Source organism: Microbulbifer sp. CnH-101-G (assembly GCF_052466775.1).
In genome coordinates this window covers 1,430,923-1,447,475 of the sequence record NZ_CP174292.1, presented here as the reverse complement: position 1 = coordinate 1,447,475, position 16,553 = coordinate 1,430,923, and the positions used below count along the sequence as shown (strand labels likewise).

11 protein-coding genes are annotated in these 16,553 nt (G+C 50.0%); 4 read left to right on the top strand and 7 right to left on the bottom strand.

What is annotated here, in order from left to right; genetic code table 11:
* Window positions 1–128: 128 nt before the first annotated feature.
* From ACJJID_RS06555 to ACJJID_RS06540, 4 genes are read right to left on the bottom strand one after another with little or no spacing between them, the layout of a single operon-like run.
* The gene (locus ACJJID_RS06555; protein WP_444921987.1) at window positions 129–1,655 is read right to left on the bottom strand and encodes an efflux transporter outer membrane subunit; all 1,527 of its coding nucleotides are present in this window, start codon (window positions 1,653–1,655) and stop codon (window positions 129–131) included.
* Window positions 1,633–2,754, bottom strand: a complete 1,122-nt coding sequence (locus ACJJID_RS06550; RefSeq protein WP_444921986.1) for an HlyD family secretion protein — start codon at window positions 2,752–2,754, stop codon at window positions 1,633–1,635. The genes ACJJID_RS06555 and ACJJID_RS06550 overlap by 23 nt, the downstream gene beginning before the upstream one ends.
* Before the next feature lie 2 nt (window positions 2,755–2,756).
* Window positions 2,757–2,969, bottom strand: a complete 213-nt coding sequence (locus ACJJID_RS06545; RefSeq protein WP_216646325.1) for a DUF1656 domain-containing protein — start codon at window positions 2,967–2,969, stop codon at window positions 2,757–2,759.
* Between the two features lie 17 nt (window positions 2,970–2,986).
* Entirely contained in the window at window positions 2,987–5,167 is a 2,181-nt protein-coding gene (locus tag ACJJID_RS06540; protein ID WP_444921985.1) for an FUSC family protein, read from the bottom strand.
* A gap of 350 nt (window positions 5,168–5,517) precedes the next feature.
* On the opposite strand from ACJJID_RS06540, the gene ACJJID_RS06535 reads away from it, so the two are divergent.
* Window positions 5,518–5,667: a hypothetical protein gene (locus ACJJID_RS06535; protein ID WP_444921984.1), complete on the top strand. Its 150-nt coding sequence runs from the start codon at window positions 5,518–5,520 to the stop codon at window positions 5,665–5,667.
* A gap of 2 nt (window positions 5,668–5,669) precedes the next feature.
* Here the strand turns inward: ACJJID_RS06535 and ACJJID_RS06530 are convergent, their stop codons facing one another.
* Window positions 5,670–7,844 carry a malate synthase G gene (locus tag ACJJID_RS06530; RefSeq protein WP_444921983.1) on the bottom strand — a complete coding sequence of 725 codons (2,175 nt, stop codon included), beginning with the start codon at window positions 7,842–7,844 and terminating at the stop codon, window positions 5,670–5,672.
* Window positions 7,845–8,033: 189 nt separating this feature from the next.
* Window positions 8,034–8,969, bottom strand: a complete 936-nt coding sequence (locus ACJJID_RS06525; RefSeq protein ID WP_152453419.1) for a LysR family transcriptional regulator — start codon at window positions 8,967–8,969, stop codon at window positions 8,034–8,036.
* 114 nt (window positions 8,970–9,083) lie between these two features.
* Here ACJJID_RS06525 and ACJJID_RS06520 point away from each other — a divergent pair, with 114 nt between their 5' ends.
* The 3 genes from ACJJID_RS06520 to pta all read left to right on the top strand — a co-directional run bounded on the left by ACJJID_RS06520 (window position 9,084) and on the right by pta (window position 14,339).
* Window positions 9,084–10,682 (top strand): isocitrate lyase, encoded by a 1,599-nt coding sequence (locus tag ACJJID_RS06520; protein ID WP_444921982.1) that lies wholly within the window; start codon window positions 9,084–9,086, stop codon window positions 10,680–10,682.
* A 259-nt stretch (window positions 10,683–10,941) separates the two neighbouring features.
* The gene (locus tag ACJJID_RS06515; RefSeq protein WP_444921981.1) at window positions 10,942–12,150 is read left to right on the top strand and encodes an acetate kinase; all 1,209 of its coding nucleotides are present in this window, start codon (window positions 10,942–10,944) and stop codon (window positions 12,148–12,150) included.
* A gap of 5 nt (window positions 12,151–12,155) precedes the next feature.
* Window positions 12,156–14,339, top strand: coding sequence for a phosphate acetyltransferase (gene pta, locus ACJJID_RS06510; RefSeq protein WP_444921980.1), 2,184 nt, complete (start codon window positions 12,156–12,158; stop codon window positions 14,337–14,339).
* Here the strand turns inward: pta and ACJJID_RS06505 are convergent.
* Window positions 14,329–16,533, bottom strand: coding sequence for an acetyl-CoA hydrolase/transferase C-terminal domain-containing protein (locus ACJJID_RS06505; RefSeq protein ID WP_444921979.1), 2,205 nt, complete (start codon window positions 16,531–16,533; stop codon window positions 14,329–14,331). The genes pta and ACJJID_RS06505 overlap by 11 nt on opposite strands.
* Window positions 16,534–16,553: the final 20 nt, after the last annotated feature.

Sequence of the window (16,553 nt, the reverse complement as noted above, 5' to 3'; positions counted from 1 at the left end):
AATAGGAGCAGTCTAATACCTAAACCTTGGTTTAGGTCAAGGCAAATTACTAATTAAATTTCCCTGATGGCAACCAGGAGAGCCAAAGAAACAATTCTTTTCTGAAAGCTGGCAGGGATATAAAACCTCTAATCCAAGAGCTTATCCCAATAGTGGGTCCGTCGAAGCATATCCTCTATGGTTTCTTCTGGTAATAACTCCAAAGGTGTTAAACCATCCACTATCTTCCATCCGCCCCCAAGAGAGAGGTAAACCTGAACCAGGTTTGCTGCCACGGCACCCTGAGCAACCACTAGAATATCTTGCTGCGCAAGATTGGAAACCATGGTTGTGAGAACTGTATTGTATTGTATTTGCCCATCAATATACTGAGTTAAAGATAGATTAACCGCTTCCTCTGAAGCCATAGCGGCTATGTTATAAAAATATTGCTGCTCTTGGGATTTAAGGTAAGCAACAATTGCATTTTCAACATCCACTTGCGCCTGTAGAACCACCTGCTGATAATCCGAGACTAGCTGCTGAAAGGTCGCATCCTGCAAGCGTACATTGTTACGCAATCGTCCATAGTTAAAAACATTCCATTCAAAATCAACAAATAGATCCCAAGCATCGCTTCTACCATTTAGCTGCCCTCCCCTAATATCAATTGCACCAATCAATCCACCAATTGAAAAGTTTGGGTAAAGCTCTGCTCGTGCAACACCAATCAACTCTCCCTGGGCAGCAAGGAGGCGTTCGGCCTGACGGATATCTGGACGCTGTCGCAGGAGATCCTGCGGCATACCTATCGCTATAATTGAGGGGACATGTGGTACTGTTGGAGACACAGAAAGAATGTCATTAAGACTATGAGGCGGCATGCCCAACAATATCGAAAGGGTATTCTTGAATTGCTGCAGCGCTATTTCCAACCCGGGCACAGTAGCCTCGGTATTACTCAATAAGGTTTGCGCCTGCTCAGCATCCAGGGCGCTCACCTCTCCTGCATGAAATTTTACTTCTGCAATTCTTAGACCCTCTTGCTGAATACGAATATTCTCTCTGGCCACTTCAAGACGCCGCTTGATAGTGCGAATATTGATATATGTCTGGGCCACCTGTGCAATAATCGAAACGAGCAAACCATCATATTCGGCCATACTAGCCTCAAAGTCCGCGGCAGCAGAGTTGACCAACCTCCTTAGCTGCCCCCACATATCCAGCTCCCATGTCAAATTGAAATTGAGGTAATATTCGGTCTGCAAGTTGCCGGTTATGCCTGAGCGAACATATTTAGATCGATCTACCAAGCCCTCAATTTGCTGTATCTGTGGGTATTGATTACCGACTGCAATTGCGAGGAGTTGCTGCGCTTGTAAAGCCCTAAGGGCGGCAGACCTCAGTTCCAGGTTGTTTTCTATCGCCTGGGCTACCAAGTCATCCAAAATGGGATCTGCAAAGGCCGACTGCCACCAATAGGGATTCACTGCTTCTAGACTGTCCAAACTCTTATTATTTTGGTAAATCCAAGAGTCCTCAACTGTAACAGACGGAGGCAAATAATCTGGCCCCAACATGCAGCCATTACCAACAAACGTGGTCAGTACACCAAGAACTACAGGCCGGCGTAGGTTTTTAGGGCTTAACCAATTAAGGAGTTTGCGCCGTATCATCTTGTTCGGCGCTCGCAGTACCACTCATGACAAGTACTGAGCTAGTGAAACCAACCCGCAGCTCAACCGAGGTGGGGATTTCGGTCAGATGAACTCTCACGGGAATCCGCTGTGCTAACCGTATCCATTCAAACGTTGGATCTACCCTTGGTAGTAAATCATTGCCAGCGGTTCCATCTGTTTGGGCTATTCCCCAACCAATACTTTCCACATACCCATGGAGCGGCCTGTAAGGATAGGCCATCAAAGTCACTATGGCCTGATCACCTGGAGAAATACGACGGATGAATGTTTCCCGAAAATACCCCTCCACCCGATAAGTACTAACGTCTACTATGGACAGGGCCGGTTGATTGGCAACCGCTTGATCGCCAAAACGGAAATCGAGGTTCGTTACATAGCCGGAAACCGGCGCAGTAACGGTAGTGTATTCCAGATTAAGCTCTGCTTGACGCACTAAAGCAAGAGCCGCACGCACGCCTGGATTATCTATTCCCAGTGCGCCTAGTTGAGCTCGGGCCTGAGCCAATTCAGCCTGTGACTGCTCTAGAGAAGCCAAAGACTTGGCAAGTCTCGCTTCTGCTCCAGCACGATATTCCACAGACGACTCAAACTCTGCCTGAGCAGCCTGAAGGGATCTCACCGAAGTGGCACGCTGAGGAAGCAATTCCTGTTGACGCTTATATTCCGCCCTGGCCTTTGTAATCTCTGCATCAAGTGCATTGATATTACTTTGGGCCTGATCTATGGCCGCTAAGGATTCTCGCAACCGGGCTTCATAGGCAAGAATATTTTCCCTTTGGGCATTATATGTATCTATGGCCTCCTCATATTGCGCTTTTGCTTCAGCCAGTGCCGCCTCATAGATTCTCGGATCAATTTGAAATAGGAGCTCTCCTGCTTTTACAAATTGATTATCCCTAATCGGTAATTTAACTACTTGGCCAGATACCCTGGGGGTAACCTGGATAATATCTGCCTGAACTGTTCCATCTCTTGTCCATGGATTGTTAAGGTACCTCCAAAACTGCAAAACCAATAACAAAACGGCAATTAAAACCAAGCTGCCCGTGAGAATATATTTACTATATTTTTTCATACTTATATCCCCACAAATACTACCCCGAAGAAAACAGAGTAAATAACACTCAACGAGATAATGACAACAGGAGGATTTGCAAAATACCTAGAGAGTCGAAAACGATCTAGAAGTCTGGCAGTAAGAAGTGCAGCAAGCACACCGAGCAAGCCTGAAACCAATATAGGTGAAAGGTAAAATCCACCTACAGAAACATCATGCGGTATCTTTTCCATTCACAGACCTGGTTAAATCACAAGAATCGCTCTTCACAAAACCGCTCCCAGTCCAATGACTCTGACAAATGAAATAATTCAGCCAAATAGTTATTGATACAGTGGGTAACCCCTAAGAAATATAAAAAATTTGACACACCCTCCTTGGATTTTGCACTACATGCGCCCATCTCCATAAGCTCATTCACATCGACATTTGCCCGATGAAATATCCTTCGATATCCCCGCCGCAACGAATCAATATGAACCTCTCTTTTCTTACCGGATAAATAAAAAAGTATCTTCCCAGCCAGACACCGCCAAATAAAGGCTTCACGCATCATCCTCTTTGGAGCTACAAACTTCATTTTACTTTTATCTATTCCGTATAAAATTTTCACCTGATTTGCAATCAACATCAGCAGGCTAATAACCCTCTCCATCTGATATCTAGACATACCCTTAATACGGTTCTTATCAATACCATCCATCCAATAGAGAATGCTTTTATATGCAATAAAAACAATATTAATGTGGTAAAGTATATATAGCCGATAGAGAATTGATCGCCTTCTAGCTTCAGGAATATCGCCCTGCAATATTAAGCAGGCAGCGCTATTGAGAAGCCTGTCCACATTTTTTTTAAAGTTCCTCTCAGGATGTGAGGAAAATGGTATATTTCTGGAAACCGCCAGAATACAAAATATAATAGCCAGAACGAAAACATAGTTTGTATACACAACAAAACTATATGTTTGGTAGTCATTAAAATTGAATATAATCTGTGGGAAAATAAGTACCAGCGTTCTTATCATCGACTGTGTGCCGAATGCTCGATTAGCCAGATAGCAGACAATAAAGGTCCAGATGAATATCATTATTCCCAGCGAATAAAACCCCTGCAACTTTGGCATCACAAAGAAGTATAAAGGCGCCGACATTAAACAAACTAATATTGTGTAGATGCATGTCTCAAACAGCCTGATTTGAGGGCTCACTGCGGCAATAATTGCTATTACAGTAATTAATAGAACAACCAATAAACCTCCTATCATACCCGGAACGAATAGGTATGACAGGTAAGCAATCCAAATACCTACAAGTACACGAACCACATTCCCAAGCCTGTCTGGGTCAGGCATAAGTAGACCGAGCCAATAGCCGCCCCCTTCATCTGGGAACTTTAAATATGACCGGCCCATCTGCTGAATATCATTCACAGAATCGATAAAAAATCGGGTTTCTACTGCTAGATCATTTAAAGATCGTCTCGTAATCGCCAAAGCGGCTGTCTGAAAGGTTGAAAGCTCTTTTATTTTTTCTACATCTCCCTGGATATTTCTTTCCACGGCTCTATCAGCGAGACCACCTCCACTCATTGCATGTTTTATTTGAGCGAAACGGTCTTGAATATCCTCTATGTACTCATCCACCCCAGAAAGATATTTGGATACACCCAGCTCACTAGATAAAGCCAAACTTTCCTCGAGTTTGAGTAGTGACTGAGTGACAGCTGTCGCACGATGCCCAAAGTGATTCCACTGCTTGCGACACTCCCAAATTTCATAGCTATCGGAACTGGCATCATTAATGGCTGTATTAAGTCGCGTGTCAGTTTTAAGCAGTTCGACCCGCTTATCTGGACGAACCTCAACTTTTTCTTGCTTTTGGATTCGATCAAAACAACTTTCAGCAAAAAGTCGGTGCTTTTCAAGAAGTTCAGCAGATGCTTTATCTAACTCATCTCGACTACAATTTGGCCATATAAGAACCGCAATAAGACCGTAAACGACGATTCCCAGTAAAGATTCCTGTACACGTAAAATGCCTTCTTCATAGGAAATAGATAGGTCACCACCAGTCGCATCCCACAACAGCAGAATGACATAGCCACATGTAATCCAAAAATACTGATAACGGGATCTTTGTAGGAAATAGACGCAACTTGCAACCCAAAGAGAAAGGGCGATCATAAAAAGCCAACGATCTTGAGGAAACAAGGCGACGATTAACCATCCGCCCATTAGCGCAAAAAGCGTCCCCATGATCCACAAAATTGCCCGATTGAGAGACTGTCCGAGGTTGGCCTGACTACATACAATAACAGCGAATCCAGCCCAAAAAGGTTTCTCCCAATTAAGGCCCATAGCAATGGCATAAACAGAGACCAAAGCCGTCGCGAGTTTGAGCGACTCCTTTGCATTGCGAGATAGCTGCAAGGCCTTCTCCGACTGTATTTCTACCTCTTAGCAACGCCTAAATTTTTCTTTGGCGTCGCAAAGTTTATATATCAATTGATTGCGTTAGTTACCGGGGAGAAGTATGGCATATAGGTAAGCGGACAAATAGAAGCTCAATACAGTTATATAGAATAATTCAAACGTTCAATTAAATGTCAAAATGATATCAGTCGCAAAATTTTATAGAGCACAAAAAATAACTTGTTTATTTATAGAGAAACAACCTCGAGGACATTTAAAAAAACAATACCTGCGACTAACACTCAATTCATGATGGGTATAACGTCATGTGGACCGAAACGTAAAAATTGATATGTAGGTGTTTAATTTTGATTGGTGAAGTTGGGCCAGGGTCTGCAAATAAAAATGAAGCTAAAATAAATATCGAGAATGTTTTAGGGTTAAAAGGAAATAGTGAAATAGCTCACCCCAAACAAAAAAGGCCCCTAATGGGGCCCTTTGAAACTTTTAAGCTCTAGAATCAAGCATTCAAAGCTTTAAACTCGCGTCTACGGCGATGCAGAACCGGCTCTGTATAACCGTTTGGCTGAACACAGCCTTCAAAAACGAGTTCACAGGCGGCCTGAAAGGCAACGCTCTTATCGAAGTCTGGTGCCATATTATTGTAATTGGCATCACCGGCATTCTGGCGGTCAACAACTGCGGCCATGCGCTCCATGGTGTCGCGCACCTGTTTCTCGGTGACGATGCCGTGCTTGAGCCAGTTGGCAATATGTTGTGAAGAAATCCGCAGGGTTGCGCGGTCTTCCATCAGGCCGACATCATTAATGTCCGGCACCTTGGAACAACCCACGCCCTGCTCTACCCAGCGCACTACATAGCCGAGGATACCTTGGGCATTATTGTCCAATTCCAGCTGGATCTCTTTAGCACTCCAGTTGGTGTCTTCGGCCACCGGTACGCTGAGAATATCTTCCAGCTTGGCGTGGTGGCGATGCTGAATTTCTTCCTGGCGGCGGTTCACGTCTACTTTGTGATAGTGCAACGCGTGCAGAGTTGCGGCAGTGGGCGATGGCACCCAGGCAGTATTCGCACCGGCCATGGGATGCGCGAGTTTTGCGTGCATCATGGCTGACATCTGATCTGGTATTGGCCACATGCCTTTACCAATTTGCGCTCTTCCCTTGAGGCCGCTATTGAGACCCACATCTACGTTCCACTCTTCGTAGGCGTTAATCCAGGTGGATTGCTTCATGTCGCCCTTGCGAATCATGGGACCGGCAAGCATGGAGGTGTGAATTTCATCTCCAGTGCGATCCAGGAAACCGGTGTTAATAAACACCACGCGTTCTTTGGCTTCCGCAATACAGGCTTTGAGGTTCACCGTAGTACGGCGCTCTTCATCCATAATGCCCATTTTCACGGTGTAACGCGGCAGGCCAAGGACATCCTCGATGCGGTTAAACAACGTGTTGGCAAAAGCCACCTCTTCCGGGCCGTGCATCTTCGGTTTTACGATATAGATGCTACCTTCGCGGGAGTTCTTGATCTCGTTGTTGCCACGCAGATCATGTAAAGAAATCAGGCTGGTGACCATGCCATCGAGAATGCCTTCCGGAATTTCCTGGCCATCACCATATAAAACAGCATCGTTGGTCATGAGATGGCCAACGTTGCGCACAAACATCAAGCTGCGACCCGGTAGGGTCAATTGATTGCCATTCGGGGTAATATATTCACGGTCGGCATTAAGCTTGCGCTCAAATGACTTGCCACCTTTGCTGATGGTTTCCTTCAGGTCCCCTCGCATCAGACCAAGCCAGTTGCGATAAACCACAACCTTATCTTCCGCATCCACTGCTGCTACGGAATCCTCACAGTCCATAATGGTGGTCAGCGCGGACTCCATAAGAACATCTTTAATGCCCGCATCATCGGTTTTACCGATAGGGCTCTGACGATCTACCTGAATTTCAAAGTGCAGACCGTGCTGCTTGAGCAGAATACTGGAAGGCTCTTCGCTGTCGCCGCGGTAACCGGCAAACTGGGTGCCGTCTTTCAGGGTGGCAATATCACCATTGGCTTGGACCACTTCCAGCAGAGAGCCGTTGATACGATATTGCACGGCTTCTTTGTGACTGCCGCAAGTTAATGGGGCGGATTGGTCGAGGAAGTTGCGCGCAAACTCAATAACTTTGGCGCCGCGCACCGGGTTGTACTCACTGCCCTTTTCCGCGCCACCCTCTTCACTAATGACATCTGTGCCATAAAGAGCGTCGTAAAGGCTGCCCCAGCGAGCATTCGCGGCATTCAGGGCGTAGCGGGCGTTCATCACCGGCACTACCAACTGAGGGCCGGCGAGAGTGGCGATTTCCTCATCCACATTCTCAGTGGATGCACTGAATTCAGCGGGCTCATCCACCAGGTAGCCAATTTCTTTCAAAAATGACTGATAGCCTTCCAGATCGCGGAAGCCTTCCGGATTATCGGTGTACCAGCGGTCCAGGGTTTCCTGGAGCTCGTCGCGCTTTTCAAGCAGAGACCGATTCACTGGCGCCAGGTCGCGAACGATCGCATCGAGTCCAGCCCAGAACTTATCGGCATCGACCCCGGTTCCTGGAATCACCTCCTCGCAAACCAGGTTGTAAAGCTCTGGTGCGATTTGTAGATCACCGATTTGGACTCGTTCCGTCATACCCTGGGCCTCTCACTGATTGTTGGAATTACGGCATTCTAAACAGCCATTTCGGCATACCGCTAATTTATAGACACAATTTCCACTATTCATAGATCAAATTTTTATGAATGCGGCTGGCGCATGAAACCTTGCCTAGAGAACTGGATATTCACTCGCAAAGCGCATGCTTCCTTACTCACTGGTCACTTACAATGCCCGGCCAATATCCAGGATCAGGCGGCGTAACCAGCGGTGCGGAGCGCTTTGTTGTAACAAGGGGCTCCAGGCCATTTTCAGCTCCAATGGAGGGATATCCAATGGCGGGTCCCGGCGCACTACCCTGGGATTGTCGTTGGCGAGCTGCGCCAAGCGTGTAGGCACGGTGACGATCAAGTCGCTCTGCTCAGCCAGTAACATAGCCACCTGATAATGGCGGGTAAATACCGAGATATCCCGCTTTTCCCCCAGCTTGCCGATAGCTTCATCTACCCAGCCCAAGCGCTGTACGTCCTCCGGATTGACCCCCACACCTACGCCCATGCCGGTCTTGCTCACCCAGATATGCTGGGCCTTCAAATAACTCTGCAGATTGTAGTCTTCGAGAATTGGGTTATCTGCCCGCATCATGCAGGAAAAACTGTCGCGCCAGACAGTCGCCTGGTGGAAACTTTGGGGCATGCTGTCGAAGCGGTTGATCACCATATCCACTTTACCCTGCTCCACATCCACAAAGCTCACATCACTGGGCGTCATAATGTCCAGGCTGATACCGGGAGCATCATCGCGCAGCTTCTTGAGCAGGGGCGGAATCAATGTGGATTCCGCATAGTCACTGGCCATAATGCGGAAGGTACGACGGGTGTTGGCAGGATCGAAGTCTCGGTTGGGCTGAATCACACGGTCGATACTGGACAGTGCCTCGCGAACCATAGGCTGCAGCTCCAGCGCGCGCTCGGTGGGCATCATGCCTTCGCGGGTTCGCACCAACAGGGGGTCGTCAAAGAGTTCGCGCAGGCGCTTGAGGCCATTACTCATCGCGGGTTGGGACAGCCCCAGATAGTTGGCCGCGCGGGTCACATTGCGCTCGCGCAGCAGTACATCCAGGTATACCAGCAGGTTCAGGTCAGCTCTTTCCAGTTGCATACAACATTTGCCAAATCGATAGTGAAAATAAAATCAATAAATTAGGCAAATTATGCCACTCCTCCTAAGATACTCAACACCTAATCGCAGTCACCGTTTTAAGGAAACACTGTCATGTCCACTTACACTCAAGACATCGACGCGGTAGCTAAGCTCCGTGACAGCAAAAGCGGCACTTGGGACGCTATCAATCCCGAATCTGTTGCTCGTATGCGCGCCCAGAACAAATTCAAGAACGGCCTGGATATTGCCAAATACACTGCCAATATCATGCGTGCAGACATGGAGAACTACGACAAGGACAGCTCCAAGTACACCCAGTCTCTGGGCTGCTGGCACGGTTTCATCGGCCAACAGAAGATGATTTCTATTAAGAAGCACTTCGAAGGCAATACCGACCGTCGCTACTTGTACCTGTCCGGCTGGATGGTTGCCGCTCTGCGCAGTGAATTCGGCCCTCTGCCCGACCAGTCCATGCACGAGAAAACCTCTGTTGCACACCTGATCAACGAGCTGTACACCTTCCTGCGTCAAGCCGATGCCCGCGAACTGAACGACCTGTTCCGCGAGCTGGACGCCGCCCGTGAAGCTGGCGACAAAGAAGCCGAAAAAGCGGCTCAAGACAAGATCGACAACCATAAGACCCACGTTGTACCGATCATCGCCGACATCGACGCCGGTTTCGGTAATGCGGAAGCCACCTACCTGATGGCCAAGCAAATGATCGAAGCGGGTGCTTGCTGTATCCAGATCGAAAACCAGGTTTCCGACGAGAAGCAGTGTGGCCACCAGGACGGTAAAGTAACCGTTCCTCACGAAGACTTCCTGGCCAAGATCCGCGCAGTTCGCTACGCGTTCCTGGAGCTGGGCGTAGACAACGGTGTTATCGTTGCCCGTACCGACTCCCTGGGTGCTGGCCTGACCAAGCAGATCGCTGTGACCAAAGAGCCGGGCGATCTGGGCGACCAGTACAATTCATTCCTGGACTGCGAAGAAATCGCACCTGCTGACCTGGCCAACGGCGACGTTGTAATCAACCGTGAAGGCAAGCTGCTGCGTCCTAAGCGCCTGGCTTCCAACCTGTTCCAGTTCCGCAAAGGCACCGGCGAAGCTCGCTGCATCCTGGACAGCATCACCTCTCTGCAGAACGGCGCTGATCTGATCTGGATCGAAACCGAGAAGCCTCACGTTCGCCAGATCGGCGGCATGATGGACGAAATCCGCAAGGTCGTTCCCGATGCGAAGCTGGTTTACAACAACAGCCCGTCCTTCAACTGGACCCTGAACTTCCGTCAGCAAGTGTTCGATGCGTGGGTCGAAGAAGGTAAAGATGTATCTGCGTACGACCGCGCCAACCTGATGAGCGCCGAGTATGACGATTCCGAACTTTCTGCAGCTGCAGACGACAAGATCCGCACCTTCCAGGCCGACGCTGCCCGTGAAGCCGGCATCTTCCACCACCTGATCACCCTGCCGACTTACCACACTGCGGCCCTGTCTACCGACAACCTGGCCAAAGAGTACTTCGGTGAGCAAGGTATGCTGGGCTACGTAAAAGGTGTTCAGCGTAAAGAAATCCGTCAGGGTATCGCCTGCGTTAAGCACCAGAATATGGCCGGTTCCGACATCGGTGACGACCACAAAGAATACTTCGCTGGTGAAGCTGCCCTGAAAGCTTCTGGTAAAGACAACACCATGAACCAGTTCAGCTAAGACGCTCTTATACCTTTCAGGTAGATTCAAGGCGGCGCAAGCCGCCTTTTTCTTCAGGGATTTTCCGCTGGGTCCAATTGATCTAAGCAATGAATCCGCCGAAGAAGAACAGTTGTGCAAACTGCGCTTTTATATCTGCATTTAGATCTCGGGCCGCAATCGCGGCCCTTTTTTATTCCCCGCCTTATTCCCTTTATCAAAGGGTTTTTACGCCACATTAGCTAGCCTTAGGGTATACACGCTAAGGTGCGCAACGCCTATGTCTGGTCAAAACCTTGTTCTGATCTTCAATTGCGGCAGTTCCTCCCTCAAGTTCTCCGCAATTGACCCCACAAGTGGCGAGGAACACTTAAATGGCCAGGCCGATGCACTAAATACATCTTCAGCGGTACTTAAATGGCAGCATTGCGATAAAGAGGGCAAGCAACCGCTCTCACCGGGTGACGACTATGACAGCGTTATCGGTGCCCTGGTAGAACGCTTCGCCGGCCCTTGGTCAGAGTTACGCAAGCAACTTGTGGCCATTGGCCACCGGGTGGTTCACGGTGGCGAACAGTTCGCAGATTCCGCCCTTATAGACAACCATGTGCTATCGGCCATAAGAGCCTGCTGTGAACTGGCCCCTCTCCATAACCCTGCCGCCCTACAGGGTATACAAGCCTCTCTGGTCGCCTTTCCTGAGCTGCCACAGGTAGCGGTATTTGATACCGCCTTCCACCAAAGCTTGCCGGATTACGCTTATCTCTACGCCCTGCCCTACCGCTTTTACCGGGATCATCACCTGCGCCGCTACGGTATGCATGGCAGCAGTCATCGCTATATTGGCGAGCGCTGTGCGGAGCTATTGAATAAACCCACAAACAACATCAATGTCATCTCCGCTCATCTGGGTAATGGGGCCTCCCTCTGCGCCATAAAAGAGGGGCAGAGTGTTGATACCAGTATGGGATTGACCCCGCTCGAAGGGTTGGTGATGGGGAGCCGCTGCGGTGACCTGGACCCTGGCCTGTTACTTCATTTAGGCGAGGCCTTGGATTACTCCCTGGCAGAACTAGAACTTCTGCTCAATCGCAACAGTGGATTGCTCGGGATATCCGAGCTGAGCAATGACTGTCGTGAGCTAGAAGAGGCCATGGCAAAAGGCCACGCCGGTGCCAGCCTGGCACTGAAGATCTTTTGCTATCGACTGGCCAAATATATCGCGGCCTACACAGTGCCCTTAAAGCGGGTCGATAGCCTGGTTTTTACTGGGGGAATCGGCGAAAACTCTGCCTGGGTACGTCGAGAAACCACAGGCTGGCTCAGTCAGTTCGGCTACCAACTGGATGAAATGTGCAATGAAGAAATCTGCTTTGGTGCCGAGGGACGAATTTCGAAAGACGAAACACCGGATATCTTTGTAATACCCACTCGGGAGGAATGGGTAATTGCCCGCGATACCATTCGCTTAGCGAGCAGGGTGACTTAAAAAATATGTCACACAATGCGCGCACCCTGATGCTGATCCCACTGGAAGTGGGCGTGGGAATCACCTCAGTAAGTCTGGGCTTGATACGGGCACTGGAGCGCAACCGTGTGGAAACCCAGTTTTTTAAGCCTGTCAGTGAACCCCCTTCTCGCGATGGCGCCATCGAGAGAACTACCGAAATACTGCGACAAACCACAAAGCTGGATATTCCCCCTTCAATCAGCGCACAGCAAGCGGAGGCCATGATTGCTGCAGGTGATTCCGCGGAGTTGCAGGAAAAAATATTGGCTCGCTACCGCAGCAGTTTTCCAGCTGCGGATGTCATCGTTGTGGAGGGCCTTTTACCCGGCGGGCTCAACCAATATGCAGACCAGTTAAACTCCCAAGTGGCGAAAACCCTGGATGCAGAAGTGGTTCTGGTTGCCAGCCTGCACACGGGCAATATCCGTCAGCTCAGAGAACGCCTGCAGTTTGCCATGCAATCGTTTGGGGAGGGGCCATCCAACCCGGTGGTGGGCTGCATTATCAATAAGCTGGATGCACCACCCCGCATAACCGACCCACCCGGTGGTCACTTTATCTCGGTGGGCGCCCAACAGGAGCCCAGCTCCGCAACTATCGACCGCAAAGCCCTCTACCGTCAGATCCCCTTGCGTATTGTCGGCGCTATTCCCTGGAACGCACAGCTACTGGCACCCCGCGCACTGGATCTCGTTCGTCACTTCAATGCACAGTTGATTAACCGTGGAGAATTAGAGAGTCGCCGTTTACGCAGTGTGACCTTCTGCTCTCGATCACTCCCCAATATGCTGCACCGATTTTCCCCCGGGGCACTATTGATCACCTCCGCCGATAGGCCCGATGTCATGGTTGGGGCCAGTTTGGCGGCAATGAATGGTGTAAAGATTGGCTGTTTATTGCTGACTGGAGGCTATCGACTAGATCGCGGCGTACATAAACTTTGCACGCCCGCCATGGAGACCGGCCTGCCGGTAATGCTGGTTGGCTCCAACACCTGGCATACCGTTATGGAGCTGCAAACTTTTAATCTGCGCACCCCTGCGGATGACCGCGAGCGGGTAAACCGGGTACAGGATTTTTTCGCCAGTCATCTGGATAGCAACTGGGTGCAATCCCTCAGCCAGGTCTCCCAGCGGCCGCGCCGCATGGCACCCCCAGCTTTTCGCTATCACCTGACAGAGCTGGCCCGACGGGCATTAAAACGCATTGTACTGCCGGAGGGAGAAGAGCCTCGCACAATTCGCGCGGCCCTGGCCTGTGTAGACCGCGATATTGCGCAACCCATACTACTGGGTAGAGCTGATACTATCCAAAGAGTTGCCGAGCAACAGGGCCTTAAACTCAATAACAACATAGAAATCATCAAGCCGGAGGATGTCAGGGAAAATTATATTGAGCCCATGGTGGCTTTGCGTAAAAACAAAGGGCTCACCCAAGTAGTCGCTAAAGAACAGCTGCAAGACAATGTGGTATTGGGCACTATGATGCTGGCTCTGGACCAGGTAGATGGCCTGGTTTCAGGCGCTATCCACACCACCGCCAATACCATCCGCCCCGCCCTGCAATTAATCAAGGCAGCCCCAGGTGAAGAACTGGTATCCTCAATTTTCTTTATGCTTCTACCCGAGCAAGTGCTGGTATACGGAGACTGCGCTATCAATCCAGACCCCAACGCCAGTCAGCTGGCCGCTATTGCCATCCAATCAGCAGACTCAGCAGCAGCTTTTGGTATCGAACCCCGTGTGGCGATGATCAGTTACTCCACCGGTACCTCAGGGACTGGGTTAGACGTGGACAAAGTGCGGGAAGCAACACAAATCGCCAGGGAAAGGAGGCCCAACCTGGTTATTGATGGACCACTGCAATACGACGCGGCACTCATCGAAAATGTAGCCAAACAAAAAGCACCACAGAGTCCAGTTGCCGGCCGTGCCACCGTTTTTATTTTTCCCGACCTAAACACCGGCAACACGACTTATAAAGCTGTACAGCGCAGTGCGGACCTGGTCAGTATTGGCCCCATGCTGCAGGGATTGCGCAAACCAGTAAATGATCTTTCCCGCGGTGCCCTGGTAGACGATATTGTCTACACCATTGCACTGACTGCTATTCAGGCCCAACAACGTCAGCAGCAACTCGCTGAACAGTCCTCAGCTGCTAACCACTGAGAGGGCGGCGAGTTTCGATATAATCATGCAGCGCAGCGGCAATGACATAGGCCTCCAAGCGGTGCTCATAGGTATCCGAATGATCGCAGCCCATTCTCTCCAGGCAGCGATGGATAAACGCGAACTCATCAGATTTATCCCGCCATACCCTGCGACCCTTGATCACCGTCATCAGCATTCGCCACCAACTGCGGTCGGCCGCCCTCAACTGCTGGAGTGCAACGGCCAATAATCCCTCTTCATCGGTAAAGTCCGTTCCCAATGGATAATAAGGCAGCATTGCCAGGGACTTTTCATCGGAAAAAATCTCGGCAATATGCTCCGGGGTATTCCGATTAAACTCAGCAGGAATAGCAAAACCCTTTTCAATCTTTCCCGCATATTTGGCCTGCTCCAGCAACACAGCCTGGAATCGTGCATCGCAAATGCTGAGCATGGAGATCATCACATCCCGGTCCGTCTTACCACGCAGATCCACCGCACCGTATTCGGTCACCACGATATCCCGCAAGTGTCTCGGTATAGTGGTATGAGGGTACTCCCACACAATATTACTTTCACAAACTCCGTCGCGAACCCGTGTACTCGGCAGCGCAATGATAGAGCGAGCACCGGGCAGTGCGAACGCCTGAGCCACAAAATTGTATTGCCCCCCAACACCGCTAACTACTTGGTTATCCATTAAAGCATCGGAAATAACCGCCCCACCCAAGGTCACCATCATGGCTGAATTTACAAAGCGGGCGTGTTTTCGCTGGGCTCGCTTTAACAGCTGCTGGTCTTGAAGGTCGTTAGTGAAAGCGATGGAGGTCATATCAATGCCGGCCCTCTCGATAGGAGCCAGATCGCGCAATTCTCGATACATCACTTCCGGCCCTAGATAGAAGCTACCGTGAAGCCAGGTGCCCCCTTTCAATTTGTTATTCAGGCAATCGCCTATCAAGCGCCGCCGGCCGTGCTCACTGTGCAGATCACACTCCTCTTCCTCACCATCGGGAGTCAGCAACTTGTGGCCGCGCCAGCTGTAACTCGGATCCACAATACCGAATCGTTGTAGAAATTCTGTATCTTCAGTGGTTAATGGGCAGTGGATACGACCACATTTTTGAAGAGCGAGTAAGGTTTCCTCATTTACCGTATGGGTGATGACATCGGAATCCAACAACTCCTGCAGCGCCTCATCACCGTACACTTCGCGAATTAAAACCCCTGCCCTGCGCAGATGTAAAAAGCCATGGGGAACCATTTCACTGGCACCATAGAGCCCCCGTTGAAAAGGCGCTATTTGCAGAGGCAGGCTTTTCCGATAAGGAGGCAGCTCCGTCCCGATCAGTTCCCCCAGCAAACGGGAGAATAATGTGTTTTCTGTGTGGCGCAGCCGTAGTACATGACAAACCGCATCCCCCAAGGCACCAATACCCACTTGCAATGTGCCACCATCAGCAATCAGGCTGGCAATATGAAAGGCGATGGCGTACTCGGTAAAACTCACTGGCATGGCTGGAGCGGGAAATAAGGGGGTATCGAAGCTCTGCCCTTCGAGTAAAAAATCAAACTCCGTCTCAGCAAGTTCACTGCTACCGGGCATATACGGTAACTGAGGGTTCACCTCCCCAAGTAAAAAAAATGACTTTTCTTTGCGTTCTGAGGCCATTTTCAAAAGCGGCAGTGTCAGATCCGGATTACAACTTAAACTGTATTTATCCCCCATTGGTGAGGGCGACGCCATTTGCGCGATCACATTGATCCCGCTGCGCAAAAGCTCGGCGGGCACCTCGGTATAATTCGTGCTGACATAATGCTGTTGCGCATAGTGGTTACCCAGTAAGGCACCGGGCTCCATAAAAAACTCTATCACCTCAACATTATTGGGGAGTTCTCCTTTTCTTCGTGCCGCCACATACCCAAGATCCTGGTAGTGACTGTAAAGGCGATCCAGCAATGGCTGTACAAAGCGGCGAGTGATATCGCTATCCCCCCGGGGGCGCTCAAGGGTCAGCGCAGTAAAAATGGTCAGGGAGATAGATGGATCGGCAGCGGCACGTGCGTACAGGGCATTGGCAAAATGATTGGCCTTTCCCAGCCCCAGGGGCAACCCCAGTACAATTTTTTTACCGACTTTTTGTAGAAGCGCATCGATACAAGCCTCAACAGCAGTAAAGCGTTGAGGTGCTTTATTGGGAGAGACTTCCATGGAGATCAGACTTCCCTCGC

Bases quoted from the DNA above. Each gene is read 5' to 3' on its own strand.
- ACJJID_RS06505 (WP_444921979.1), bottom strand. From the start codon at position 16,533: ATGGAAGTCTCTCCCAATAAAGCACCTCAACGCTTTACTGCTGTTGAG.
- ACJJID_RS06515 (WP_444921981.1), top strand. From the start codon at position 10,942: ATGTCTGGTCAAAACCTTGTTCTGATCTTCAATTGCGGCAGTTCCTCC.
- ACJJID_RS06550 (WP_444921986.1), bottom strand. From the start codon at position 2,754: ATGAAAAAATATAGTAAATATATTCTCACGGGCAGCTTGGTTTTAATT.
- ACJJID_RS06555 (WP_444921987.1), bottom strand. From the start codon at position 1,655: ATGATACGGCGCAAACTCCTTAATTGGTTAAGCCCTAAAAACCTACGC.
- ACJJID_RS06525 (WP_152453419.1), bottom strand. From the start codon at position 8,969: ATGCAACTGGAAAGAGCTGACCTGAACCTGCTGGTATACCTGGATGTA.
- ACJJID_RS06530 (WP_444921983.1), bottom strand. From the start codon at position 7,844: ATGACGGAACGAGTCCAAATCGGTGATCTACAAATCGCACCAGAGCTT.
- ACJJID_RS06545 (WP_216646325.1), bottom strand. From the start codon at position 2,969: ATGGAAAAGATACCGCATGATGTTTCTGTAGGTGGATTTTACCTTTCA.
- pta (WP_444921980.1), top strand. From the start codon at position 12,156: ATGTCACACAATGCGCGCACCCTGATGCTGATCCCACTGGAAGTGGGC.
- ACJJID_RS06520 (WP_444921982.1), top strand. From the start codon at position 9,084: ATGTCCACTTACACTCAAGACATCGACGCGGTAGCTAAGCTCCGTGAC.